The 22842-nt window shown below is 61.9% G+C and carries 19 protein-coding genes; 11 read left to right on the plus strand and 8 right to left on the minus strand.

All coding sequences use genetic code 11. The features are described 5' to 3' along the window. Nucleotides 1-80: 80 nt before the first annotated feature. Together AC1P02_RS11280 and AC1P02_RS11285 are read left to right on the plus strand one after the other, a co-directional pair. Nucleotides 81-1376 (plus strand): methyl-accepting chemotaxis protein, encoded by a 1296-nt coding sequence (locus tag AC1P02_RS11280; RefSeq protein WP_408113718.1) that lies wholly within the window; start codon nt 81-83, stop codon nt 1374-1376. Nucleotides 1377-1454: 78 nt separating this feature from the next. After that, a complete protein-coding gene (locus tag AC1P02_RS11285; RefSeq protein ID WP_485185404.1) occupies nt 1455-2828 on the plus strand; it encodes an HD-GYP domain-containing protein in 1374 nt (457 codons plus the stop codon). Between the two features lie 57 nt (nt 2829-2885). On the opposite strand, the gene AC1P02_RS11290 is transcribed toward AC1P02_RS11285, so the two are convergent. The 6 genes from AC1P02_RS11290 to AC1P02_RS11315 all read right to left on the minus strand — a co-directional run bounded on the left by AC1P02_RS11290 (nt 2886) and on the right by AC1P02_RS11315 (nt 8791). After that, nucleotides 2886-3947, minus strand: a complete 1062-nt coding sequence (locus AC1P02_RS11290; protein ID WP_485185405.1) for an FUSC family protein — start codon at nt 3945-3947, stop codon at nt 2886-2888. A gap of 63 nt (nt 3948-4010) precedes the next feature. After that, entirely contained in the window at nt 4011-5756 is a 1746-nt protein-coding gene (locus tag AC1P02_RS11295; RefSeq protein ID WP_408135905.1) for a bifunctional molybdopterin-guanine dinucleotide biosynthesis adaptor protein MobB/molybdopterin molybdotransferase MoeA, read from the minus strand. Next, entirely contained in the window at nt 5753-6397 is a 645-nt protein-coding gene (mobA, locus tag AC1P02_RS11300) for a molybdenum cofactor guanylyltransferase MobA (protein ID WP_485182227.1), read from the minus strand. The genes AC1P02_RS11295 and mobA overlap by 4 nt, the downstream gene beginning before the upstream one ends. Further along, the gene (locus AC1P02_RS11305) at nt 6369-7064 is read right to left on the minus strand and encodes an energy-coupling factor ABC transporter ATP-binding protein (RefSeq protein WP_111588218.1); all 696 of its coding nucleotides are present in this window, start codon (nt 7062-7064) and stop codon (nt 6369-6371) included. The genes mobA and AC1P02_RS11305 overlap by 29 nt, the downstream gene beginning before the upstream one ends. A 115-nt stretch (nt 7065-7179) precedes the next feature. Beyond that, nucleotides 7180-7881, minus strand: a complete 702-nt coding sequence (locus AC1P02_RS11310) for an ABC transporter permease (RefSeq protein ID WP_485182228.1) — start codon at nt 7879-7881, stop codon at nt 7180-7182. A gap of 64 nt (nt 7882-7945) precedes the next feature. Then, on the minus strand, nt 7946-8791 hold the full coding sequence (locus tag AC1P02_RS11315; protein ID WP_113721379.1) for an ABC transporter substrate-binding protein: 846 nt from the start codon (nt 8789-8791) through the stop codon (nt 7946-7948). A gap of 250 nt (nt 8792-9041) precedes the next feature. On the opposite strand from AC1P02_RS11315, the gene AC1P02_RS11320 reads away from it, so the two are divergent. Together AC1P02_RS11320 and AC1P02_RS11325 are read left to right on the plus strand one after the other, a co-directional pair. After that, nucleotides 9042-10397 (plus strand): sigma-54-dependent transcriptional regulator, encoded by a 1356-nt coding sequence (locus AC1P02_RS11320; protein WP_485182229.1) that lies wholly within the window; start codon nt 9042-9044, stop codon nt 10395-10397. A 31-nt stretch (nt 10398-10428) separates the two neighbouring features. Next, a complete protein-coding gene (locus AC1P02_RS11325; RefSeq protein WP_485182230.1) occupies nt 10429-12555 on the plus strand; it encodes a sensor histidine kinase in 2127 nt (708 codons plus the stop codon). Nucleotides 12556-12665: 110 nt separating this feature from the next. Here the strand turns inward: AC1P02_RS11325 and AC1P02_RS11330 are convergent, their stop codons facing one another. Both AC1P02_RS11330 and AC1P02_RS11335 read right to left on the minus strand, forming a co-directional pair. Beyond that, nucleotides 12666-13532 (minus strand): helix-turn-helix transcriptional regulator, encoded by an 867-nt coding sequence (locus AC1P02_RS11330; RefSeq protein WP_270905930.1) that lies wholly within the window; start codon nt 13530-13532, stop codon nt 12666-12668. Between the two features lie 15 nt (nt 13533-13547). Continuing rightward, nucleotides 13548-14405 carry a formate dehydrogenase accessory sulfurtransferase FdhD gene (locus tag AC1P02_RS11335; RefSeq protein ID WP_485182231.1) on the minus strand — a complete coding sequence of 286 codons (858 nt, stop codon included), beginning with the start codon at nt 14403-14405 and terminating at the stop codon, nt 13548-13550. Between the two features lie 221 nt (nt 14406-14626). Between AC1P02_RS11335 and AC1P02_RS11340 the strand changes: the two genes are divergently transcribed. From AC1P02_RS11340 to AC1P02_RS11370, 7 genes are all read left to right on the plus strand, one after another. Next, nucleotides 14627-15553: a DUF4062 domain-containing protein gene (locus AC1P02_RS11340; RefSeq protein ID WP_485182232.1), complete on the plus strand. Its 927-nt coding sequence runs from the start codon at nt 14627-14629 to the stop codon at nt 15551-15553. A gap of 460 nt (nt 15554-16013) precedes the next feature. Further along, nucleotides 16014-16568, plus strand: coding sequence for a DUF3305 domain-containing protein (locus tag AC1P02_RS11345; protein ID WP_485182233.1), 555 nt, complete (start codon nt 16014-16016; stop codon nt 16566-16568). Beyond that, nucleotides 16561-17163 carry a DUF3306 domain-containing protein gene (locus AC1P02_RS11350; protein ID WP_485182234.1) on the plus strand — a complete coding sequence of 201 codons (603 nt, stop codon included), beginning with the start codon at nt 16561-16563 and terminating at the stop codon, nt 17161-17163. Before AC1P02_RS11345 ends, AC1P02_RS11350 begins: the two co-directional genes overlap by 8 nt. 104 nt (nt 17164-17267) lie before the next feature. Beyond that, the gene (locus tag AC1P02_RS11355; protein WP_485182235.1) at nt 17268-19010 is read left to right on the plus strand and encodes a 4Fe-4S binding protein; all 1743 of its coding nucleotides are present in this window, start codon (nt 17268-17270) and stop codon (nt 19008-19010) included. Between the two features lie 10 nt (nt 19011-19020). Further along, nucleotides 19021-19653, plus strand: a complete 633-nt coding sequence (locus AC1P02_RS11360) for a TorD/DmsD family molecular chaperone (protein ID WP_162626302.1) — start codon at nt 19021-19023, stop codon at nt 19651-19653. A 73-nt stretch (nt 19654-19726) separates the two neighbouring features. Continuing rightward, nucleotides 19727-19930, plus strand: coding sequence for a transcriptional initiation protein Tat (locus tag AC1P02_RS11365; protein ID WP_485182236.1), 204 nt, complete (start codon nt 19727-19729; stop codon nt 19928-19930). 23 nt (nt 19931-19953) lie between these two features. Next, nucleotides 19954-22842 (plus strand): formate dehydrogenase subunit alpha, encoded by a 2889-nt coding sequence (locus tag AC1P02_RS11370; RefSeq protein ID WP_485182237.1) that lies wholly within the window; start codon nt 19954-19956, stop codon nt 22840-22842.

The following is a 22842-nucleotide window of genomic DNA, read 5'->3' on the forward strand; positions in this document are numbered from 1 at the left end:
CATCATGCTCGTACTCGCCCACATTGATGGCGGGTGTCGTTTGCGAGTTCCCACATCGTCAGTACAGAGGTATGACATCCATGTTCAATAACAAGCTGAAGGCACAACTGCTGGCCTGCCAGATGCAAGTCGGTGAGCTGCAGGGTTTTGTCGATGCCGTCAAAGGCGGGGTGGCGACCATCATCTTCACTCCGGATGGCGGTATTCTGGAGGCCAATGAGCCTTTCTTGAACCTGATGGGATACAGCGCAGCTGAACTCCAGGGTCAGCATCACAGAATGTTTTGCAGCAAGGCACTGTCTCAGTCGTCTGATTACCAGCAACTCTGGACCCAGCTACAACAAGGCAGGGTCCAATCCGGCATTTTTCCGCGCATCAACAAGCGGGGCGAGGCGCTCTGGCTGGAGGCGAGCTACTTCCCGGTGAAGCAACAGGGGCGAGTGACCCAGGTGATCAAGATCGCCAGCGATGTGACCGAGCATCACCAGCGCCTGCTGAGTCAGGAGGCCGTTTCCAAGGCGCTTGATCGCTCCCTCGCCATGATAGAGTTCACCCCGACGGGGGAGATAGTGACCGCCAATGCCAATTTCCTGAGTTGCATGGGGTACAGCCTGTCCCAGATCAAGGGGCATAACCACAGGATGTTCTGTGATGATGCCTTCTATCGCGAACAGCCCCGTTTCTGGGAAGAGCTGGCCCAGGGCCAGTTCAAGTCAGGGCTTTTTCTGCGTCGCAACAGCCACGGTGATGCCATCTGGCTGGAAGCCACTTACAACCCGGTCAGGGACGAGAGCGGCAAGGTGACCAAGGTGATCAAGCTGGCCACTGACATTACCGAGCGGGTGACCAAGAGTCATGCCATTCGGGATGCCGCCCAGGTGGCTCATGCCACGGCGCAGGAGACATTGCGCAGTGCGGAGCAGGGCGCTGATCTGCTGCGTTCCGTGGTGGAGACATCCTCCCTTGTCAGTGAGCAGGTAGACAAGACCATACAGCTGGTCAACCAGCTCAACGAGCAATCCAAGAGTATCGAAGCCATCGTCTCTACCATCAGCAGCATCGCCGACCAGACCAACCTGCTGGCGCTCAATGCGGCCATCGAAGCGGCTCGCGCCGGCGATCAGGGGCGCGGGTTTGCCGTGGTGGCCGATGAAGTGCGCCAGCTCGCCGCTCGCACTTCCCTCTCTACCGACGAGATAGCCAAGGTGGTGCAGAAGAACCGGGAGCTGACGGCCAGGGTGACGGACGACATGGCCAGAGTGGCCAGCAGCGCCGAGCTGGGCAAGCAACAGGTCGACAAGGTCAATGAGGTGATGGTCGAGATCCGGCAGGAAGCCAACAATGTCTCGGCGACCGTATCCAGTCTGTCCATCTGACATCGGGATTCGTTCTGGCCTGAATGGGTATAGTATTTCCTGCAGGCAAGATCGCCGTTATAGCTAATGGAGCAGCTCATGACCTTCAGCGGTCTGCGATTATCTGAATTGATAGGTTCCCTCAGTCATGCCCTCGACATGACTGAGGGGCAACCCAGAGGGCACTGCATCCGCTGTTGCTGGATGGGTTCCCGGCTGGGGGAGCAGCTTGGCCTCAATGCCGGGCAGCGTCACGACCTCTATTACACCCTCTTGCTCAAGGATCTCGGTTGCAGCAGCAATGCGGCCCGCATTTGCGAGCTCTATCTCACCGACGATCTGCACTTCAAACGCGACTTCAAGCTGGTGGATGGCTCCCTCTCCGAGGTGGTCAACTTCGTGCTGGGCCACACCGGCCTGCAGGCGGATCTGCTGGGGCGCTTTCGCAGCCTGTTCCACATCTTTCGCAACGGCGATCAGATTGCCAACGAGCTGATCCAGACCCGCTGTCACCGTGGCGCCGATATCGCTCGCCAGCTGCGCTTCAGTGACGAGGTGGCCGGTGGCATCCTCTCTCTTGACGAGCACTGGAATGGCAAGGGGCGGCCGCTGCAGCTGGCCGGTGAGGCGATCCCGCTCTTCTCCCGCATCGCCCTGCTCTGTCAGGTGGTGGATGTGTTTCATGCCGCAGCAGGGCCGGAAGCGGCGCTCAAAGAGGTGCGCGAGCGCAGCGGCAGCTGGTTTGATCCCGAGCTGGTCAGGCAGTTTGAAGCCATTGCCGATGAGCCCTTCTGGCAAGGGCTGGCGGATCCCCAGCTTGCTGAGTGGGTATTTATCCATCCGGCCGGGCAGGGGGAAGTGGCGCTCGATGAAGATTATCTGGATGAGATTGCCGCCGCTTTTGGTCAGGTGGTGGACTCCAAGAGCCCCTACACAGCCGGTCACAGCGGCCGGGTGGCACTCTATACCGATATCCTCGCCACCCAGATGGGGATCCCGGAGCCACGGCGGCGCTGGCTCAAGCGTGGTGCCCTGCTGCACGATGTGGGCAAGCTTGGGGTGAGCAACGCCATCCTCGACAAACCGGGCAAGCTTGATGCCGATGAGTGGGTGGCGGTGCAGATGCATGCCGCCTACACAGAAGAGATCCTGAGCCGGATCGGAGCCTTCAAGGAGCTGGCCCAGGTGGCGGGGGCCCATCATGAGCGGCTCGACGGCAAGGGCTATCCCAAGGGACTCAAGGCGGAGGAGATTGCCCTTGAGACCCGCATCATCACCACGGCCGACATCTTCGATGCCATCACCGCCAAGCGTCCCTATCGTGGTGCCATTCCCGTGCCCCAGGCGCTGGAGATGATGGCCGAGCAACTGGGATCTGCCATAGACCCCGACTGTTTTGCTGCGCTGGAGGCGGGGATCAAGGATTTTTCCATTTACCTCACGGCCGAGCAGCCGCTGGCGGATGCCAGTTAAGTCCGTTGCCCTGACCCCTGTTCAGTCAAAGGCCCCGCTTCGCGGGGCCTTCTGTTTTCAGCGGTCGTCCGACTGGCTGCGGGGCGGGTACATCACCAGCCCCAGCAGGCGGCGCAAGTGGGTGAGCTGTTCGGTGAGCTGTAGACTCAACCAGAGATAGCCGCTGATGGCGGCCTCGCCCCTGGCATCGAGTCGCACCCGGGTCGCGGCCTCCTGCAACTCGCTGATGGCCTGCTCAGCCCCTTTCAATTCGCCGCTCTTGAGCATGAGCGCCAGCTGGGTCATCACGGCCTCGGTCGCCTGCTGGCAGGCGCGCAGCTCGGGGGTACTCTGCATCAGAAAGTGGCTCTGGCGATCACTCCAGTAGGTGTTGGCCAGCATCTCCAGGGTGCAGAGGGTGTTGCGCATCGTGGTCTGGATGGCCTCGAACAGGGCGCTGCCAAGGCGGGTCTCCTTGACCGCCGGGGTCAGCAGGGGGCGCAGGCTCACCATCTTGGAGAGCAGGCGAGAGTGGCTCTGGGCCAGCCTGGGTCGCTCCAGAATATTGGGGGAGAGGTGGGTATGGTAGAGCCGGTGCGCCTGCAGCAGGGTGTCGTGCATCTGCAACCGCCAGTGGCTGTAGGCGCGCTGGGGGTAGATGCTGCAAAACAGCAGCGCCAGCAGGGAGCCAAGGATCACGTCGGCACTGCGCCACAGCGCCGTCTCTATGTCCCCCGGCATGGCCCCCATGGTGACCCCCAGTGTGATGCCGATGAGCAGCCCCACGTAGGGGCGCTTGCCGAGCGCCAGATAACCGCACAGGAACATGATGCAGCCGCACCACACCAGGGTCAGCGGCAGGGAGTAGAGCTCCAGATAGAGGGCCACCACACCGCAACCGGCGCCGAAGATGGTGCCGACCACCCGTTGCAGGGCCCGTGACAGCACGTTTCCCCAGAACGAGATAGGGCCCATCACCACCACCAGCGTGATCAGCGGCCAGGTGCTTTCAGGCAGCTTGAGTTCGCGGGTCAGCAGAAAGGTGAGCATGAAAGCGAGCGCGATGCGCAGGCCGTGGACGATGCGATAGCGGCCATAGATCAGCAGATCGAGCCGGGAGAGCGGGGTATTCAGGCGCAAGGGACTAGCCTCGGGTCATGGGCGCAAGCACCCCGCCACGCCCGGCGGGGTGATCGCGATTTATCAGGCCACTCGTCCCTGGAGTGGGTGGATCCAGACCCGCTCGCCGACCGCGATGGCCGGCTGGGCGGGGACAATTTCAATCAGGCAGTTGGCATCGGCCATGGAGCTGAGAATGCCGGAGCCCTGCGGCCCCGTGGTGCGCACCCGCAGCACGCCGCTGGCATCCTGGTGGAAGACGCCGCGCAGAAACTCGGTGCGGCCAGGGCGGCTCTGCATCTTCTGCTCGGCCTGCGCCGACAGGCGCAGCGGCTGCCAGACCCGGCCCTGCAGGCGGGCGATGGCGGGCTCGACAAATTGTAGGAAGCAGACCATGGCCGCCACCGGATTGCCCGGCAGGCCGAAGAAGGGGGTAGTCCCCAGCTTGCCAAACGCCAGCGGGCGGCCCGGCCGCATCTGGATGCGCCAGAAGGCTATCTGGCCAAGCTCCGCCAGCACCTGTTTGATAAAGTCGGCATTGCCCACCGAGACGCCGCCCGAGCTCAGCACCAGATCGGCGCTGGTCGATGCCTGCTCCAATTGCTGGCGCAGTATGGCGGGATCATCGGGGATGATGCCCAAGTCCATCACCTCGCAGCCGGCGGCGGCGATGAGCGCCATCAGGGTGAAGCGGTTGCTGTCGAAGATATGGCCCGGGGCCAGCGTCTCGCCCGGTGCCTGCACCTCATCGCCGGTGCTGAACAGTGCCACCTTGAGCGGGGTGCGTACCGACAGGCTGGCCTGACCCAGCGAAGCGGCGAGCCCCAGCTGGGGGGCGCCAAGTCGAGTACCGGCCACAATGGCGACCGCGCCCCTGGCGAGATCCTCCCCGGCCAGACGCACGTTCTGCCCCGCCTTGATGGGGGCGCTGATGGTGACCCACTCGCCCTCAACTTGAGTCTCTTCGCGCATCACGACCGTATCGACGCCGGGGGGCAGCGGCGCGCCCGTCATGATCTGCACCGCCTGACCGGCCAGCACAGGCTCATGGTGCTGCTGACCCGCCAGCACTTCACCCACCAGTCGCCAGCGACCGGCGGCGAGATCGTCGCCGCGCAGGCCAATTCCGTCCATCGCCGAATTGGCGTGGGGGGGCACATTGATGGGGCTGACCAGATCGGCCGCCAGCACGGCGCCGTGGCACTGGGCCAGCGGCTTGTCGCAGCAGGCTGTGCTGGGGGTGAGGGCAGCCAGAATGGCGCTGCGGGCCGCCTCCACCGACAGAAATCCCGTTCCCGGCACCTGTTCGGCATGCTTGGCCTTGCTCGCGTAGCCGCAGACGAAGTCGGCGATGGCCGCCAGATCATTGATATTGAGCTGGGGCAAGTCGGTCTGCTGGGGCAGATCTGCTGCCAGCGCCATTATGTCGCCGTCGTCCGGGAACAACAGGGGCTTGCCGAGCTCGGTGCGATGCAGCTCTATCTTGGGGAAGTGCTCGTGCTTGAACCCTTCCACCAGCAGCAGGTCGAGGCAGGTTTGATCGAAGCTTGCCAGCAGCTGATGAAAGTCGGCTTCGGCCAGATCGGTCTCCATGATGCGAGCATGGCGGCGGCGGGAGGCGACCATCATCTGGCTGGCACCGGCCTTGCGCAGGCGATGGCTGTCCTTGCCCGGCTGGTCGATGTCAAAGTCGTGGTGGGCGTGTTTGAGCACCCCAAGGCGCAGACCGCGGCTTACCAGAATGGGGATGAGCTGCTCCAGCAGCGTGGTTTTGCCGGTACCGCTCCAGGCGGCAAAGCCGAGCAGGGGAAGGGTGGGGGCCGGGGTCATGCAGTGGCTCCTTGTCGGGGGTCGGTAGACGAGTTCAGTAGGCGCGCCTCGTAGGCGGCCAGCTCGGCCGGACTGTTGAGATTGATGAAGGCATCCGGCTGGTCGGCAAAGCTCACCACCGCCATCCTGTGGCGGGCAAACCAGATATCGATTTTGCGCTCTCTCTCGGCCAGGGCGGCGGACAGGGAGGGGAGCAGGGATTTGTGCAGCAGGGCCACCACGGGTTGCAGCCAGTCACCATCGTGGGCTACCACCAGTTCGGTATCCGGGGTGAGGGCGGTGCGAAAGCGGCTCATCAGATCATGGGGCAGGGCGGGGCCATCGCAGGGGACGAACAGCACCCAGTCGTGGCGGGCGGCGGCAAGGCCGGCTTGCATGCCCGCCAGCGGGCCGAGATAGTCGTTGTTGTCGTCGCTGATGACGGTGGCCAGCGCCTGATAGCGGGCCTGACTGCGGTTGGCGTTGATCAGCACCTCATCCACCTGGGGACGCAGCCGGTCAAGCACATGGCCGATGAGCGGGCGTCCCGCCAGTGCTACCCAGCCCTTGTCTTCGCCCCCCATGCGGGTGGCGCGGCCACCGGCCAGGATCACGGCAGAGACGGGGAAGGTGTCAGTTCTGGGTTCGCTGTTTGAGGTCATGTCGCTCGATGATTTTCAAAGGAGTGGGTTCGTGCAGCCGGCCACGGGCGAGGGTCCATTGCCGCTCGCACAGGTCGGTCAGATCGTTGCTCTGGTGGCTGATGATGACCAGGCCGCTGCCCTGTTCCCGCAGATCTTGCGCCAAGGCGGCCATCAGGGCAACCGAATGTGCATCCAGATTGGCGGTGGGTTCGTCCATCAGTAGGAAGGCGGGCTGCAACGCCCAGGCGCGGGCCATGGCCAGACGCTGGCGCTCGCCACCAGACAGTATGCTGATGTGCTCCCGTGCTAGCCCCTCCAGCTCGACCCGGCGCAGCGCCTCGAACACCCGCACCTCGTCGGCGGCCTGATGGCCGAGGGCCCAGGCCACGTTGTCGTGCACGCTGCGATCGAACAGATAAGGAGTCTGGTGCAGATAGGTGACTCGGCCCGGGCCGGGATCCCGTTTGATCCACTGCTCGAGTCTGGCGCGCCAGCCGCAGGCGAGATTGGTGTGGCCCCGGGTCGGTGTCAGTAGCCCGGCCAGTATCTTGAGCAGGGTCGTCTTGCCCACCCCGTTGGCCCCGCGCAGCCAGATGGCGTCGCCCGCAGCGATGGAGAGCCGCTCTATCTGGAACAGGTTGCGCTCGCCAAAGCGCATCATCAGCTGGTGGGCGGTCAGGGCCATGGGGTACTCCAGTTGATAAACAGTGGGGGCATGGTCAGTTCTTCAGATAGCTGTGGCCGCGACAGAGATGGGGTCAGCAGCATTCGGTCAGGGGTAAAAGTGCGCTGTGCCATGGTCAGTTTTTCAAATAGCTGTGACCACGACACGCGGTCAGCAGCAGGTTGAGCAACAGCGCCAGGCTCAGCAGCACTATGCCGAGCGCCACCCCCTGGGCAAAGGCGCCCTTCTGGGTTTCCAGCGCGATGGCGGTGGGGATGTTGCGGGTAAAGTGCAGGATATTGCCCCCCACCATCATGGAGCAGCCCACCTCGGTGACGATGCGGCTGAAGGCGCCGATCACCGCCGCCAACAGGCCGAAGCGGCATTCGCGCATCAGTCCGAGCAGCGCCCTCGGCCAGGAGAGCCCCAGGGTGAGCGCCGTCTCCCAGGCGCGCCTGTCGCTCTGGATAAAGGCGGCGTGGGCCATGGTGGCGATGACGGGGAAGGCGATCAGCATCTGCCCCACCACCATGGCCTGCTGGGTGAACAGCATCTTCCAGTCGCCGAAGGGGCCGGCCCGCGACAACAACATGTAGAGCAAGAGGCCGATTACCACGGTCGGCACCGACTGCAGGGTATTGATGCAGGAGAGCCAGAGCCAGCGCGCCGGGATCGGCAGATAGGCGAGCGCAAAGCCGAGCAGCAGCGCCGGCAGCAGCACCAGCGCCAGTGCCAGGCAGGAGACGGAGAAGGAGACCCCCACCACCTGCCACAGATCTGTGTCGCCACCGAACAGCAGGGCGAGGGCGGCCAGCGTTGTATCCAGCAGGGTTGGCATCAGGCGCTTCCCCTATCGTGCGGGGTGAGAGCCATCCATGTGATCGTATGGAATAAGGGCTGCATTATTTTCCGTTGGCATCGGCCACAAACAGCGCCTGGCCTGCCACCTTGAAGTCACCGATAAGCGTCTGGCCGTGCTCGGAGACCAGCCAGTTCTTCAGGGTGCGCGCCCCTTCGGTGTTGAGATCCGGGTAGCGCTTGGGGTTGACCAGAATGACCTGATAGGGGTTGAACAGTCGCTTGTCCCCCTCCAGCAGCACGGCGAGATCCAGCTTGCTCTGGTAAGCAAGCCAGGTGCCGCGGTCGGTCAGGGTATAGGCGCCCAGCTCGGAAGCCATGGTGAGGGTCGGGCCCATGCCCTGGCCGATGGACTTGTAGCCGGCAAACTCGGGTTTGACGTCGGCCGCCTGCCACAGTGTCTTCTCCTTGATGTGGGTGCCGGACTCGTCCCCTCGGGAGATGAAGGTCTGGCCCTTATCCTTGATGGCCTGCAGCGCCTTGGCGGCGTCGTGCAGCTTGCCCAGGCCCGCGGGATCCTGGCTCGGGCCGACGATGACAAAGTCGTTGTACATCAGGTGCACCGGATCTATGCCAAAGCCCGCGTCAACAAAGGCTTTTTCGGCAGACGGAGCGTGGGTCATCACCAGGTCCGCGTCGCCGTTCTCACCCATCTTCAGGCTCTGGCCGGTACCGGCCGCCATCACCTGTACCGGATAACCTGTCTCCCTGGTGAACTGGGGCAGCAGCCAGCCCAGCAGGCCGGACTGCTCCGTGCTGGTGGTGGTGGCGAGGCGAATGGGCGCCTTGGCGCTCTCGGCGTGGCTGGCGGTACTCAGCAAGGAGAGGCTCAGCAGCAGGGCGGTCGAGAGGGCAAGGGCGAGACGTTGGCGCACGGTTCCTGTGATCATGATGTTCATCGTATCCGGGTGATGGGGAGAGGGCAGGACTAAGCAAGCAGGGTGCCAAGCTGGCCGCACACAGCCAGCAGCGCAGTTTTTAATGTTGAAACAGTCGGTTAAGAGCGTTAATTGCGTGATGGCCTCGTCGCTTTTAATAAAGGGGGTTGGCACTCGGGGCCGGTTAGCGACAAAATGTCACACAGTTTATAAGGTCGGTGGGACAATCCCGGAACCTTGTCGAATCTGAGGTACTTTTTTCATGACTGCACCCGCCAGCCGCTGGTCTGCCCTCTCTCTGCTCATCGTCGATGACGAGCCCGGCATGCGCAGCTTTCTGGCCAAGGCGTTGGCCAGGCGCTTCGCCCAGATAGAGACAGCCGCCAGCGTGGAGGAGGCGGAAGCCCTGCGCTGCCGCCTGCATTTCGATCTCATCATCGCCGACATCCGCCTGCCGGGGCGCTCCGGCATCGAGTGGCACGAAGCCATCGACCCGGCCACCCGGCGCAGCGACATCATCTTCATGACCGGTTTTGGCGACATGGATACCGCCCTCAAGGCGCTGCGACTCGGTGCCAGCGACTTTATCCTCAAGCCCTTCAACTTGGATCAGATGGTGCAGGCGGTGGACAGGGTGATAGAGCGCCGCCAGATGGAGCGGGAGAACCTGCTGCTGCGCCGGGAGGTGAGCAAGCTGTTCCCGCCCACCTTGATAGGCGACAGCGCCAAGACCCGCGAGCTCAAGACCCTGATTGCCAGAGTGGCTCCCTCCAATGCCGCCGTGCTGGTGGAGGGGGAGTCCGGCACCGGCAAGGAGCTGGTGGCCCGCGCCCTGCACCAGCTCTCCGGCCGCATGGGGGCCTTCGTGCCGCTCAACTGTGCCTCCATCGCCCCCGAACTGCTGGAAAGCGAACTGTTCGGCCACGTGCAGGGGGCCTTCACCGGTGCCCGCAAGGGGCGCGACGGCCTGTTTCGGGTCGCCCATCAGGGCACCCTCTTTCTGGACGAGATAGGCGAGATGCCGCTCGCCATGCAATCGTCCCTGCTGCGGGCTCTGGAACAAAAAGCCATCCGGCCGGTCGGCGCCGAGCGCGAGCTGTCGGTGGATGTGCGCATCGTCGCCGCCACCAACCGCAACCTCAAAGCCGAGGTGGGGGCGGGCCGCTTTCGGGAAGATCTCTTCTACCGGCTCAACGTGGTGGCACTGCCGGTGGCGCCCCTGCGCGATCGCGTCGACGACATCCCCGCCCTGGTGCACCACTTCACCCGTCAGCTCACCGCCGAAATGGGGATGGGCTCGCTTAGCTGGACCCACGAGGACGTGGTGGCCATGCAGGCCTATCCCTGGCCCGGCAACGTGCGTGAGCTGCGCAACCTGATCGAGCGCTGCCTGCTGCTGGGCAAGCCCCCCGCCGACTATTGGCAGAGCGCCCAGTCCAGCGAGCAGAGCAAGGGGGGAGAGGGATATCCCCTGGAGTGGGCGCTGTCGGAGGTGGAGAAGGCCCACATCCTGCAAGTGGTTGAGCGTTTCGAGGGAAACAAGTCCGCCGCTTCCCGGGTGCTGGGGGTGGCGCGCAAGACCCTGGAGCGCAAGTTCAAGGAGTGGGCCATCGAATGAAACTGCTGATCCTCTGCCGCTGGCGGCGACCATGACGCTGAGCCTGCTGCCCCGCTGGTTGAAAACAAAAGTCCGTTGGCGCCTGCTGTTGCTCACCTCTGTGCCCATCATGCTCACCCTGGTGGGCATGATGGGGCTGACGCTTTACTGGACCCTCACCTACAGCTGGCAGAACCTGCTCACCAATGTGCGCGGTGACCTCGGGGTGGCCCACCATGCGGTGAGCGTGCAGCAGCAGCGTCAGGCGGAGCATCTGGAACACCTGCGCGATGCCTGGGCTTTTCAGCTGCGACTGCGCGAGACGCCCGATGAGTTGCAGCAGTGGGTGAAGCCACTGGCGGCCAACTATGACCTCGACTTTCTGCGCTTGCGCAGTGGCGCCGAACTGGATCAGTTGACGGCCCGGGAGCGCGCAACCCTCGGCGCCGGGCGCAGCATCAGCCACTTCGTGGTCTGGTCTCGTGAGGAGTTGCAGGCCCTCTCGCCCGCCCTTGCCAGCCGCGCCGTGTTGGACAGGGAACAGACAGCCGCCACGGATCAGGAGACACGGGGGCTTGTCAGCCTCTCCATGACGCCCGTCATGGGGCGGGATGGATCGCTCTGGGCCGTTCTGGAAGGGGGTGAGCTTATCAACGGCAGCACCCGACTGGTGGATGAGCTCAAGCGCCAGGTGTTTGCCAAAAACACCCTGCCAGAGGGGAGCATAGGGACCGTCACCCTGTTTCTCGATGATTTGCGGGTGAGCACCAATGTGCCGGTCAGCAGCAGCCGTCAGGTGGGCCGAGCCGTGGGCACCCGTGTCTCGGCGCCGGTACGGGAACAGGTGCTGGGGAGGGGGGAGCTCTGGATAGATCGCGCCTTCGTGCACGATGCCTGGTATGTCTCCGGTTACGAGCCTCTGCTCGGGGCACGCGGCGAGCGCATCGGCATGCTCTATGTCGGCTTTCTGGAGTGGCCCATCATTCGCACCTACCTCACCAATCTGCTGGAGCTGGGCTCAGGCGTGGTGCTGCTCTTGCTGCTCTCGGGCCTGCTGGTCTATCGCGGCGCGCGGGATCTCTTCACCCCCATAGAGCGGATGCACAAGGTGGTGCGTCAGGTGCAATATGGCCAATCGGCCAGGGTAGGGCAGTTGGCCCTGGATCCCGACCACGAGCTGGCCCAGCTGGGTCGCCAGTTTGACGCCATGCTGGACCGGCAGGATGCCCATCGCCAGCAGATGGCCCGCAGCGCCGACGAGCTGGAGCAAAAGGTGGCCGAGCGCACCTTGAGCCTCAAGCAGAAGACTGCCGAGCTTGAACACCACATCCATATGCTGACCCAGGCGCGCCAGCAACTGCTTATCAGCGAGAAGCTGGCGGCCCTCGGCGAGCTGTGCGCCGGTGTGGCCCACGAGATCAATAACCCGCTGGCGGTGATCCTTGGCAATGTGGAGCTGATGAAACTGGAGCTGGGGGAGGCGGCCGCTCCGGTCAGCGAGGAGCTGGAGCTGGTGCTGGCACAGATCGAGCGCATTCGCGCCATCACCCGCAGCCTGTTGCAATATTCGCGCCCCGGCGATTACGAGACAGCGCCCGTCTGGCAGCACCTCACCCCCATCATCGAAGAGAGCCTGACCCTGGTGCGCTCCGCCCTGCGCCAGCAGCAGGTGAATCTGGTGGCCGATCTGCAAGCCCAGCAACCCATAGAGGCGGATCGCCAGCAACTGCTGCAGGTGCTGATAAACCTCTTGGTCAACGCCAGCCATGCGCTGGGGGAGCAGGGAGAGATCCGGGTCGAGAGTCGCGACTGGTTCGACGAGGCGGGTCAGTTGCAAGGGGCCGAGGTGCGGGTTATCGACAACGGCAGCGGCATAGACGTCGCCATCATGGACAAGATCTTCGACCCCTTCTTCACCACCCGCGCCACAGGCACAGGCTTGGGATTGGCCCTGAGCCACCGTATCATCTGCCGCTGGGGCGGGGAGCTGTTGGTGGCCTCCACCCTGGGGAAAGGAAGCTGCTTTACCATACGGCTGCTCAGCCGCGCCTGCCTGCCCGTTGGCAGCGAGCCCCGTCAGCTGGAGGGGTGGCGGATTGCGCTGGGGGCCGAGGGGCGTGAGTCTGGCACGGCGGGACATGAACCTGACTCGGCAGCCCATGAGTCACGGCAAGAGTAAGCGTCGGCCCAATCACTAGAGCCGGTGGTAATAAAACAGACGGGTCTGCCAGGGTGGCAGGCCCGTGCTGGTCAGGGCTGTCGGCACAAAGAGAGGGCTAGCCGCTTTCGCTACTGCGGGCTCCACACCAGCTTGCCGCTTTGGGTCAGGTCATAGCCGCCGAGGCGGGCCGCCAGCTCGCGCCCTTCCGGCGATTGCAGCCAGCCGATCAGCTGCTGCAACAGGGTGCGAAAGAAGACCCCTTGCGGCATCACCAGATCGAAACACTCCTGCGACAGTGGCATAAAGCCGAGGCCAAACTCGGTGGCGGTGCTCTGGGCGCCGGGCCCCACATCGGCATCGCCACGGCTGATGGCGGCGGCGAGCTCCCGCTCGCTGTTGACCTCGAGGGTGCGCTCCAGCCGGGTCAGCGACTCCCCTTGCGTTTGCAGCCACTCCTGCAGGGCGCGCTGGCTGCCAGCACCCTCCTGGCGCATGGCCCAGCGCCAGTCGAGCGCCTCTTTCGCCTCTCTGGGTTGCAACCCCTGTCGCAGTACCAGCCCCTGAACCCGGCGAAATCCATGAACGATCACCCATTGCCGGTGGCCCTGATACTGCTGTACCAGCGCCGGATGGCGCAGGTGGGCCTCTTCGGCCTGCCCCCAGTGGATGGCGCAGAGATCCACATGGCCGCGCGCCAGCATCGCCAGCCCCTGCCTAGTGCCGCACGGGGTGTAGCCCACCAGTGCCTGGGTGCCGAGCTGCTGGGCCAAACGGCTGCTGGCGTAGTGCAGCAGCACGTCGTCGGATCCCGCCAGCAGCAGGCGGTCGTTCATCACCCCCTCGTGGCAGCTGCCGAGCAGCCAGCGATCGAGCAGGGAGCGGGGAAACAGCCACTTGCCGGTCGCCTTGGTGGCGGGGATGCGCGCCTCGTTGGCGAGCTGGTAGACCTTCTTCTCGTTGAGATCGAGGTATTCCGCCACCTGCTTCACGTTCATAAACTCGTTCATGGTTTAATCCCGCATCCCGCGACCGGCTGAACCAGGCGCCAGTACCGGCGGCTTCTCGTCCAGCACCATATGGTCGTGGCCGCTGAAGACCTCGAAGTGTCGCCCCTTGGCGCGGGCAATCATGGTGATGCCGAGCTGGCGGGCCAGATCCAGCCCCATCTGGGTGACGCCGGAGCGCGACAACAGCACAGGAATGCCCATCTGCGCCACCTTGATCACCATCTCCGAGGTGAGCCGCCCCGTGGTGTAGAAGATCTTGTCGCTGCCAGCCTCGCCGCGCATCCAGAGCTCGCCCGCCAGCGTATCCACCGCATTGTGGCGCCCCACGTCCTCGACAAAGGAGAGGATTTCGCTGCCGCGACAGATGGCGCAACCATGCACCGCACCGGCCATCTTGTAGGTTTCGTTATGGGCCGACAGCGCCTTGAGCAGGGTATAGAGGGTGCTCTGTTTAAGCTCAGGCGCCGCCAAGACCACCCCTTCCAGCTTCTTCATCACGCTGCCATACATGGTGCCCTGACCGCAGCCGGAGGTGACCGTCTTCTTCTCCAGTGACTGGTCGAGATCTTCGGCCTGCTGGCTGCTCACCACGGCGGCGGCCTCGCTCTCCCAGTCGACGATCACCGACTCGATGGCTGCAATATCCTCGATAAAGCCCTGATTCTTGAGATAACCCAGCACCAGTGCCTCGGGGCGCGCCCCCAAGGTCATCAGGGTTACTATCTCCTTCCAGTTGAGGTAGACCGTCAGTGGCCGCTCACAGGCGATTTGGCGGGTTTGCATTGTGCCCTGCTCATCCATCACCTCGACGGCCATGGTGAGCTGGGCGGCAGCATTGCTTTTGATAAAGGTCGGTGTCATGGGCCCCTCGCGACCGGTTGCCAGGATCTAAGGGGAGGGATACAGCAAGTTTTGTTCCAGATTAATATGGCAGTAAAGATATATCTATACAGTAGATATCGAAGGTGGCCATTTTGATAGTTTCGTTAGCTGGATGTAGACAAAACATAAATAAAAATGTTTATATAGTATTAGCTACACTTAATTCATTTTATTTTTTCAAATATTAATGGAATGTAAATATGGCAAAGCCAAGAGTTTTTGTTTCTTCAACATATTATGATTTAAAACACATACGAAATAGTTTAGAAGCATTCATCGATGGTATGGGATATGAGTCCGTATTATTTGAAGATGGCGATATACCATTTCATCATGATGCACCACTTGATATATCATGCTATGAAGAAATAAAAAATTGCCATATATTGGTATTGATTATTGGCGGGAGGTATGGCAGCCCGGCTTCAGAACCCGATGCCGAACATGGGTTGGAATTTTACAACTCAGTAACTAAGAAAGAATATGAGACCGCACGAAAAAATGACATTCCAATATACATTTTTATAGAAAAGAATGTTCATTCCGAATATCACACATACAAAAAAAATAGAAAAAACCAGAATATTGAGTATGCTCATGTTGATAATGTAAATATATTCAAGTTGATAGATGACATATATTCTCAAAAAAGAAATAATGTTATAAAAGATTTTGAGAAGTTTGATGATTTATCGAGCTGGCTTAAAGATCAGTGGGCCGGATTATTCGCTGATCTTTTATCAGATAAAAAAAGAGATAAAGATCTTGAAGACCTTTCTGCGCAAGTTTCTGGGTTAAAAGAGCTTAGTTCTGTACTCAAAAATTACACTGAATCAATAATGGAAAAGCTACAACCTGAAAATTTTGAAGAAATAATTACATCTTCAAATAAAGCACTTAGAGAAAGCCAGATTCAAATTTTTGAAAACCATCCAATGATTAAATATATTATTGCGATGTCCACCAAAAAAATTGGTGTGGATGAATTATATAGTGCATTTGAACAATCAAAAACCGTTGGTGATTTTTTGAGAAGTGCTGGCTATAGCGATGATTTTGTTAATGAAATGGAAAAAAATGAAGGTGCTCACCGAGATTATGCAATCATCAAGAAGGAGGTTGGATAATATCAATATAGCTACATGCTATGCGTTGAATTTTTGGTGATATTGATTCATTATTTCCATAATGAAGTCATTTTATCTATCTCGTATGTTGGGTTAAATCGTAGGTTGGTGCTGAGCGCAGTGAAGCCCAACGTTTACCGCGAACATTCTTATCAAGGCAATAATCGGATAATTCAGCATTATTCGATTATTGCCATCCTCTTGCTCAAGCACTGGCGGATTGGTTTTACGCCGCATGTTGGGCTTCGCTGCGCTCTGCACTAACCTACGCTCAGCGCCAACCCATATCCCGCACGACGTCCCAACCCGTATCAAAGCCCAATCAGCCATCAAACCGGCCTTGGCCCCACTCTTGCTATGTCTTATCCCATTGATGGCTGTGGCCGCCCTGAATGTCCCGCCGTGATCCGCCCTAACAGGGGCTAATCATGGGGGAGGGCGACCCGGCAGAGACCTTCTGATGGGAGCCGTGACAGTGCAAGACACCAACAATACCTTGCCCCCGCAGCGCTGGCTGCAGCTGGAGTTAAAGGCCATCGACAGCCAGGTTGGCCGCTGGCAGAGCCGCCGTTTCGAGATAGCAGCGCTCCATCCCGCCGAACCTGAAGCTGCAGGTGCCTTGCCCCTTACCCTGTTTCGCGATGAGCGGGGGGATTATCGCTTCAATTTGAGCTCCGGCTCGCCCCGCCTTTTTGTCACCGGAAGCCGCGTGGACAGTGGCTTTGTGGCCGATGGCCTCACCTTGAGCCAGACCGTGGCCGCCGCCTATATGGATGGCGAGCGGCAGGTGCTCTCCTGCCCGCTGCCCGAGGCGCTGCAAGCCTGGGTGGAGGCCTTTATCGGTCGTCACGGCGAGCTGCTGGAGGCCCGTCGCAAGGGCAAGAAGGGCAAGGGGCGGGCGCAGGATCCGCTCGGTGTCGATAGTCGAGATCAAGCCAGCTGCGGCGCCGTCAAAGCCACCGGCACCGATGGCCGCGAGCGTGGCAGAGACGCCGGAAACAACGCCCATGAGTGAGTTCCTCAAGCGCTGGTCGTCTCGCAAGAGCGAGGCGCGCAAGCATCAGGCATTGCAGCCAAGGGAAGAGGTCATTTCCGAGGTGGTTGCTGCCCCCATCGAAGGCAGTGGTGAAGGTGAAATCCCTGATAACGCGCTGGATAGCCCCGTAGTCAGCACTGACAAGGGGAGTGGTGAACCCCTTGCCGTTGAGGGTGCTGAGAGTTGCGAGCCGCAGCTAACAATGGCCCCGCCGGGCAAGGCCAAACTCCCCGACAAGGAGGCGCTGCGGGCCATGTTTCGCACTCACAAGCCGGACGGGCTCGACGACTACACCCAGGATTTCAGCCAGCCCGAATTGCTGCCCGCGGCCCTGACTGCCGGGCTGCGCAACTGGCTGGTGGATCAGGTGACCGACCTTGAGAGCGAGACGGCCAATCCAGCCACCGGAGCTGCTGAACCGGCCGCGGTTATGAGCATTGCTGCCGCAGACGAGCCGAACGGGCTGGCTGATAACCATTCTCAAACCCCCACCGACGATCGGGACATTTTGGTTTCCCGTGATGGACAAAATGTCCCAACCGAGGGTGGGGGAATGGAACCCTCAGGATCCTGACTCCCTGTCAGTTACTTTTTTTCCGGGGGAGTTGGCTCGTCTCTTGCTCTCCCGGTAGACCAACAAGCGCCCCATCCCATGAGGTGGCGCGCACAGGAGTGCATGTGAGCATCGAACTACCAATTTCAACCTTGCCCCTTTATGAGGGTCGCGCGGGGCGCAGTGAGCAGCATGGCGATCGCAACAGCCGTGCCCGTGCCTATGCCCTGCAGCATACGGTCAAGACCGATAACCTGATCCCGGCGACTGTTTCTTACCAGAGTCAGGGGCGCCTGCTGCTGGTCGGCCCGGAAGATCGCATTCGCCGCGCCGCCAGCCTGCTGCCCGCCGGGGTGAAGCCGACTCTGCTGGTCACCGAATCCGTCCACAATGCCGAGGCGGCAGATCTTGAAGCCATCTTCGATGCGACCGCATCGCTGAATGCCCTGACCCTGCGCGAACCGAGCCTGACAGGGTATCTGGGTCAGTTCCAGCTCACTGGCCTCAATGGTCAGGGTGAGCGGGTTAATCTGGCTGCGCTCTGCTTTCCACAACAAGCGACGGTGGGGAGCGAACGGCGTTTCGATCTGGTGGCCGATCTGGGCCGCGCCCCACTGTTTGCGCTGGAGCGCCCGCCGGTCGGCTATCTGCATCTCTCTGATGACGAGGGGCTGGCTGAACGGCTCGCCGAGCTCTGTGCTCTGACCGGTATCTTCGACAAGCCGCGCTATTTTCGCCTCGACCCCGAGGCCTGCGCCTTTACCGCCCGCGGCGTGCCCGGTTGCAGCCGCTGCCTCGATGTCTGCCCGACCGATGCGCTCAAGCCCATCAATGGTCACATCCAGATCGATCCCCATCTCTGTCAGGGCTTTGGCAGCTGTGCGACTGCCTGTCCGACCGGCGCCATCGCCTATCACCAGCCCGACGCCAACACCAGCGGCGACTACCTGTTCCGTCTGCTCAAGCACTACCGGGAGGCGGGCGGCGAAGCGCCGCAGCTGCTGATCGCCGGTGAAAACGAGCGCGAATGGGTGGAAACGGAACTCACTGCTCTGCCTGCCAATTGGCTGCCGGTCTGGGTGGAGGAGAGCGCGAGCTTAGGCATCGAGAGCTGGTTTGCCGCCCTCGCCTATGGCGCCAGTGCGGTGCGCATCGCGCTGAGTGACTATGCCCCCGCCAGTGTGCGGGCATTGGTTGAGCGGGAACTGGCGAGCGCCGCCGTGCTCTTGGCGGGTGCGGGTCTTGCTGCCAATAGCATCGCCCTGTTTAACCCGGATGCCGAACAAGATAAGCCGATTTCCTGCCTGCCAGCCGTTGCCCTGCTGGACAAGCCGCTCAAAGGGGACAAACGGGAGAACCTGTTTGCCGCCTTCGATGCCCTCTGGCAGGCCAACGAAGGGCGCCGCGAGCCGCTGGCGGTGCCCCACGGCGCCCCTTACGGCAGCGTGGAGCTCAAAGAGTCTGACTGCACCCTCTGCATGGGCTGCGTGGCGGTTTGCCCGACCCGCGCCCTCCACTCTGTGGGACACACGCCTGGCCTCAACTTTATCGAGCAGGACTGCATCCAGTGCGGCATGTGCGAAAAGGCCTGCCCCGAGCAGGCCATCGTCCTTGCGCCTCGTCTGCAACCTGTGCCCGAGGCGCGCCGCGCCGTACAGAGCCTGAAAGCCGAAGAGGCCGCCTGCTGCATTCGCTGCGGCAAGCCGTTTGCCCCCGCCTCGATGATCCGCCGCATCCAGCAAAAGCTGGCCGGTCACTCTCACTTCCAGAACGAGGCCGCCCAGCGGCTGCTGATGTGTGAGGACTGCCGGGTCAAGGATGTGTTTGCAGAGCTGGCGGCGGATCCTGCCGCCCAGCTCAAGATATGAGGGGCCTGTGATGAGTGAACAACCGAATAGCCATACCGCACTGAATGCAGGCGAACTGACCATGACTGAACTGGAACAGATCAGCGCCGATCTCTACGCCCTGCTGGCGAGCCTGTGGCGCGCCGCTCCCCGTGGCGAACAGCTCGCCTGGCTGCAAGGGTTGCAGGCTATGCCGGGCCCCTTTGCCAGAGGGCTGGGGCTGGTGCAGCTGGCTGCCAGCAGCCACCACGAGCACGAGCTTGCCGAGGAGTATCAGGATCTCTTTATCGGGCTGGGGCGCGGGGAGATAGTGCCGTTTGCCTCCTGGTATCTCACCGGCTCCTTGATGGAGCTGCCGCTGGCGGTGCTGCGCGCCGACTTGCAGTCGCTCGGTTTCGAGCGCCAGAGCGGAGTGTGCGAACCGGAAGATCATCTGGCCGCCCTGTGCGAGGTGATGGCGGTATTGATTGCCGAGCAGCACCCGGATCGCAACCACTTCTATGAGCGCCACCTTGCCCCTTGGGTTCTCGCCTGCTGCCGCGATCAGCAACAGGCGAAGGGGGGCAGCTTCTACCGGGCGGTCGGGGCCCTTGCCGAAGATTTCTTCAAACTGGAGCAGGATCTGCGCCTGCCGTTTGGTAGCCCTGTGGTAACGCTGCCATGACGCGGCACCCACTCACTCATAGCGAAGCCGGCACAGTGCGGCTGGTCATAACAAAAACAGAGGTCACAGAAAGATGAGCGATGAAAAGCTGAAAGACCCGTCCCGCCGCAATCTGATCAAGGGAGGTGGCGTGGTCGCCACCATAGGCGTGCTGGCCGGTGCCACCGGCCGGGTGGTGGGCAAAGAGGTGCTGACCCAGGACACACAACCAGCCAAGGGCTATCGGGAGACCCCCCATGTTCACGACTTTTATCGCACCCTGCGCGGCACTGACTGAGCCGGATCAGTGAAGGAGACCTTATGAAACTGACAAAACGTGCCGAGCAGCCCCAGGCGGGCGAGCAGGGCCACTTGCAAAATAATGCGGCCGCTCGCGGTCAGGGGCTGACCCGCCGCGCCTTTATGGTCAACTCAGGTCTGGTGGCCGGTGGCGCCGTGGCCGCCGGTTGGCTGGCTCCGGCCATGATGCAGCGGGCCGAGGCCAAAACCGTGGCGGCCGAGGTACCGGTCGAGGTGAAGCGCACCATCTGCTCCCACTGCTCTGTGGGTTGCGGCGTCTATGCCGAGGTGCAGAACGGCGTCTGGACCGGTCAGGAGCCGGCGTTTGATCACCCCTTCAACCTTGGCGGTCACTGCGCCAAGGGGGCGGCCCTGCGCGAGCACGGCCACGGTGAGCGTCGCCTCAAGTACCCGATGAAGCTGGTGGGCGGCAAATGGCAACGCCTGAGCTGGGAGCAGGCCATCGAAGAGGTGGGCAACGAGGTATTGCGCCTGCGCAAGGAGTCCGGCCCCGACAGCGTCTACTGGCTCGGCTCCGCCAAGCACTCCAACGAGCAGGCCTATCTGTTTCGCAAGATGGCGTCCCTGTGGGGCACCAACAACGTGGATCACCAGGCGCGCATCTGCCACTCCACCACGGTCGCCGGGGTTGCCAACACCTGGGGCTACGGCGCCATGACCAACAGCCTGAACGACATGCACAACAGCAAGTCGATCATGTTTATCGGCTCCAACCCGGCGGAGGCCCACCCGGTCGCCATGCAGCACATACTGCTGGCGAAAGAGCGCAACGGCTGCAAGATCCTGGTGGTTGACCCGCGTCGCACCCGCACTGCCGCCAAGGCTGACATGTACCTCTCCCTGCGTCCTGGCACAGACGTGGCTTTTATCTGGGGCATGCTCTGGCACATCTTCAAGAACGGCTGGGAAGACAAGGAGTTCATCCGCACCCGCGTCTTTGGCATGGACGAGGTGCAAAAAGAGGTGGCGCGCTGGACGCCTGCGGAAGTGGAGCGGGTGACCGGCCTGAGTGAAAAAGAGGTGTATGGCGCCGCCAAGTTGCTCTCCGACAACCGCCCTGGTTGCGTGGTCTGGTGCATGGGCGGCACCCAGCACACCACGGGCAACAACAATACCCGTGCTTACTGCATCCTCGAACTGGCCCTCGGCAACGTGGGCAAGAGCGGGGCGGGCACCAACATCTTCCGTGGTCACGACAATGTGCAGGGCGCCACCGACTTTGGCGTCACCTCCGACTCATTGCCCGGTTACTACGGGTTGGAAGAGGGTTCCTGGAAGCACTGGGCCCGGGTGTGGGACCTCGATTACGAGTGGATCAAGGCCCGCTTCGACAACAAGGCCTACAACGGCAAGTTGCCGATGCAGAACAATGGCATTCCTGTCTCCCGCTGGGTGGATGGTGTGCTGGAGAACGCCAATCTTATCGAGCAGGGTTCCAACATCCGCGCCATGTTCTACTGGGGCCATGCGGTCAACTCCCAGACTCGCGGCCCCGAGATGAAGAAGGCGATGCAAAAGCTCGACATGATGGTGATTGTCGACCCGTATCCCACAGTCGCCGCCGTCATGAACGATCGCACCGACGGCGTCTATCTGCTGCCGGCTACCACCCAGTTCGAAACCTATGGCTCCGTCACCGCCACCAACCGCTCCATGCAGTGGCGCGACAAGGTGATAGAACCCCTGTTCGAATCCAAGGTCGACCACGAGATCATGTATCTGCTGAGCAAGAAACTCGGCTTTGCCGATGAGCTGTTCAAGCACATCAAGGTGGAGAACAACGAGCCGCTGCTGGAAGACATCACCCGCGAATACAACCGCGGCATGTGGAGCGTGGGCTACACAGGCCAGAGCCCTGAGCGGCTCAAGGCGCACCAGCAGAACTGGCACACCTTCCACAAGACCAACCTCAAGGCCGAAGGTGGCCCGGTCAGCGGCGAGATCTACGGTCTGCCCTGGCCCTGCTGGGGCACCCCGGAGATGAAACATCCCGGCAGCCACATCCTCTATGACACCAGCATTCCGGTGTCGGAAGGGGGCGGCGGTTTCCGCGCCCGCTTCGGCATCGAGTATCAGGGCGTGTCGCTGCTCGCCGAAGACTCCTGGCCCAAGGGCAGCGAGGTGGAGGATGGTTATCCCGAGATCACCGCCGATCTGCTGAAGCAGCTCGGCTGGTGGGACGAGCTGACCGAGGCCGAGAAGAAAGAAGCCGAGGGCAAGAACTGGAAGACGGATCTGTCCGGCGGCATCCAGCGGGTCGCCATCAAGCACGGCTTCGTGCCCTATGGCAACGCCAAGGCGCGCTGCGTGGTGTGGACCTTCCCGGATCAGGTGCCCAAGCACCGCGAGCCGCTCTACACCCCGCGCCGGGATCTCTTGGCCGACTACGCCACCTGGCCCGACTCCAAGAGCCTGTGGCGCCTGCCGACCCAGTACGCCTCGGTGCAGGAGAAGGACGTCAGCAAGGAGTTCCCCATCATCCTCACCTCCGGCCGTCTGGTGGAGTACGAGGGGGGCGGTGACGAGACCCGCTCCAACCCCTGGCTCGCCGAGCTGCAGCAGGAGATGTTCGTCGAGATGAACCCGGCGGATGCCAACGACGTCGGCGTGCGCGACGGTCAGGATGTGTGGGTCGAGGGGCCGGAAGGGGGCCGGGTGCTGGTCAAGGCGCTGGTGACTCCAAGGGTCAAGCCGGGGCTCGCCTTTATGCCGTTCCACTTCGGCGGCCACTTCGAGGGCAAGGATCTGAGATCCAAATATCCGGAAGGGTCTGACCCTTATGTGCTGGGGGAGTCGGTCAACATAGTCACCACCTATGGTTATGACCCTGTCACCCAGATGCAGGAGACCAAGGTCACCCTGTGCCGCTTTCGTAAAGTAGGAGCCTGA

Source organism: Aeromonas sp. TS_SC_11, assembly GCF_057318915.1.

Bases quoted from the DNA above. Each gene is read 5' to 3' on its own strand.
- AC1P02_RS11280 (WP_408113718.1), top strand. From the start codon at position 81: ATGTTCAATAACAAGCTGAAGGCACAACTGCTGGCCTGCCAGATGCAA.
- AC1P02_RS11285 (WP_485185404.1), top strand. From the start codon at position 1,455: ATGACCTTCAGCGGTCTGCGATTATCTGAATTGATAGGTTCCCTCAGT.
- AC1P02_RS11295 (WP_408135905.1), bottom strand. From the start codon at position 5,756: ATGACCCCGGCCCCCACCCTTCCCCTGCTCGGCTTTGCCGCCTGGAGC.
- mobA (WP_485182227.1), bottom strand. From the start codon at position 6,397: ATGACCTCAAACAGCGAACCCAGAACTGACACCTTCCCCGTCTCTGCC.
- AC1P02_RS11305 (WP_111588218.1), bottom strand. From the start codon at position 7,064: ATGGCCCTGACCGCCCACCAGCTGATGATGCGCTTTGGCGAGCGCAAC.
- AC1P02_RS11310 (WP_485182228.1), bottom strand. From the start codon at position 7,881: ATGCCAACCCTGCTGGATACAACGCTGGCCGCCCTCGCCCTGCTGTTC.
- AC1P02_RS11315 (WP_113721379.1), bottom strand. From the start codon at position 8,791: ATGATCACAGGAACCGTGCGCCAACGTCTCGCCCTTGCCCTCTCGACC.
- AC1P02_RS11320 (WP_485182229.1), top strand. From the start codon at position 9,042: ATGACTGCACCCGCCAGCCGCTGGTCTGCCCTCTCTCTGCTCATCGTC.
- AC1P02_RS11325 (WP_485182230.1), top strand. From the start codon at position 10,429: ATGACGCTGAGCCTGCTGCCCCGCTGGTTGAAAACAAAAGTCCGTTGG.
- AC1P02_RS11330 (WP_270905930.1), bottom strand. From the start codon at position 13,532: ATGAACGTGAAGCAGGTGGCGGAATACCTCGATCTCAACGAGAAGAAG.
- AC1P02_RS11335 (WP_485182231.1), bottom strand. From the start codon at position 14,405: ATGACACCGACCTTTATCAAAAGCAATGCTGCCGCCCAGCTCACCATG.
- AC1P02_RS11340 (WP_485182232.1), top strand. From the start codon at position 14,627: ATGGCAAAGCCAAGAGTTTTTGTTTCTTCAACATATTATGATTTAAAA.
- AC1P02_RS11345 (WP_485182233.1), top strand. From the start codon at position 16,014: ATGGGAGCCGTGACAGTGCAAGACACCAACAATACCTTGCCCCCGCAG.
- AC1P02_RS11350 (WP_485182234.1), top strand. From the start codon at position 16,561: ATGAGTGAGTTCCTCAAGCGCTGGTCGTCTCGCAAGAGCGAGGCGCGC.
- AC1P02_RS11360 (WP_162626302.1), top strand. From the start codon at position 19,021: ATGAGTGAACAACCGAATAGCCATACCGCACTGAATGCAGGCGAACTG.
- AC1P02_RS11365 (WP_485182236.1), top strand. From the start codon at position 19,727: ATGAGCGATGAAAAGCTGAAAGACCCGTCCCGCCGCAATCTGATCAAG.
- AC1P02_RS11370 (WP_485182237.1), top strand. From the start codon at position 19,954: ATGAAACTGACAAAACGTGCCGAGCAGCCCCAGGCGGGCGAGCAGGGC.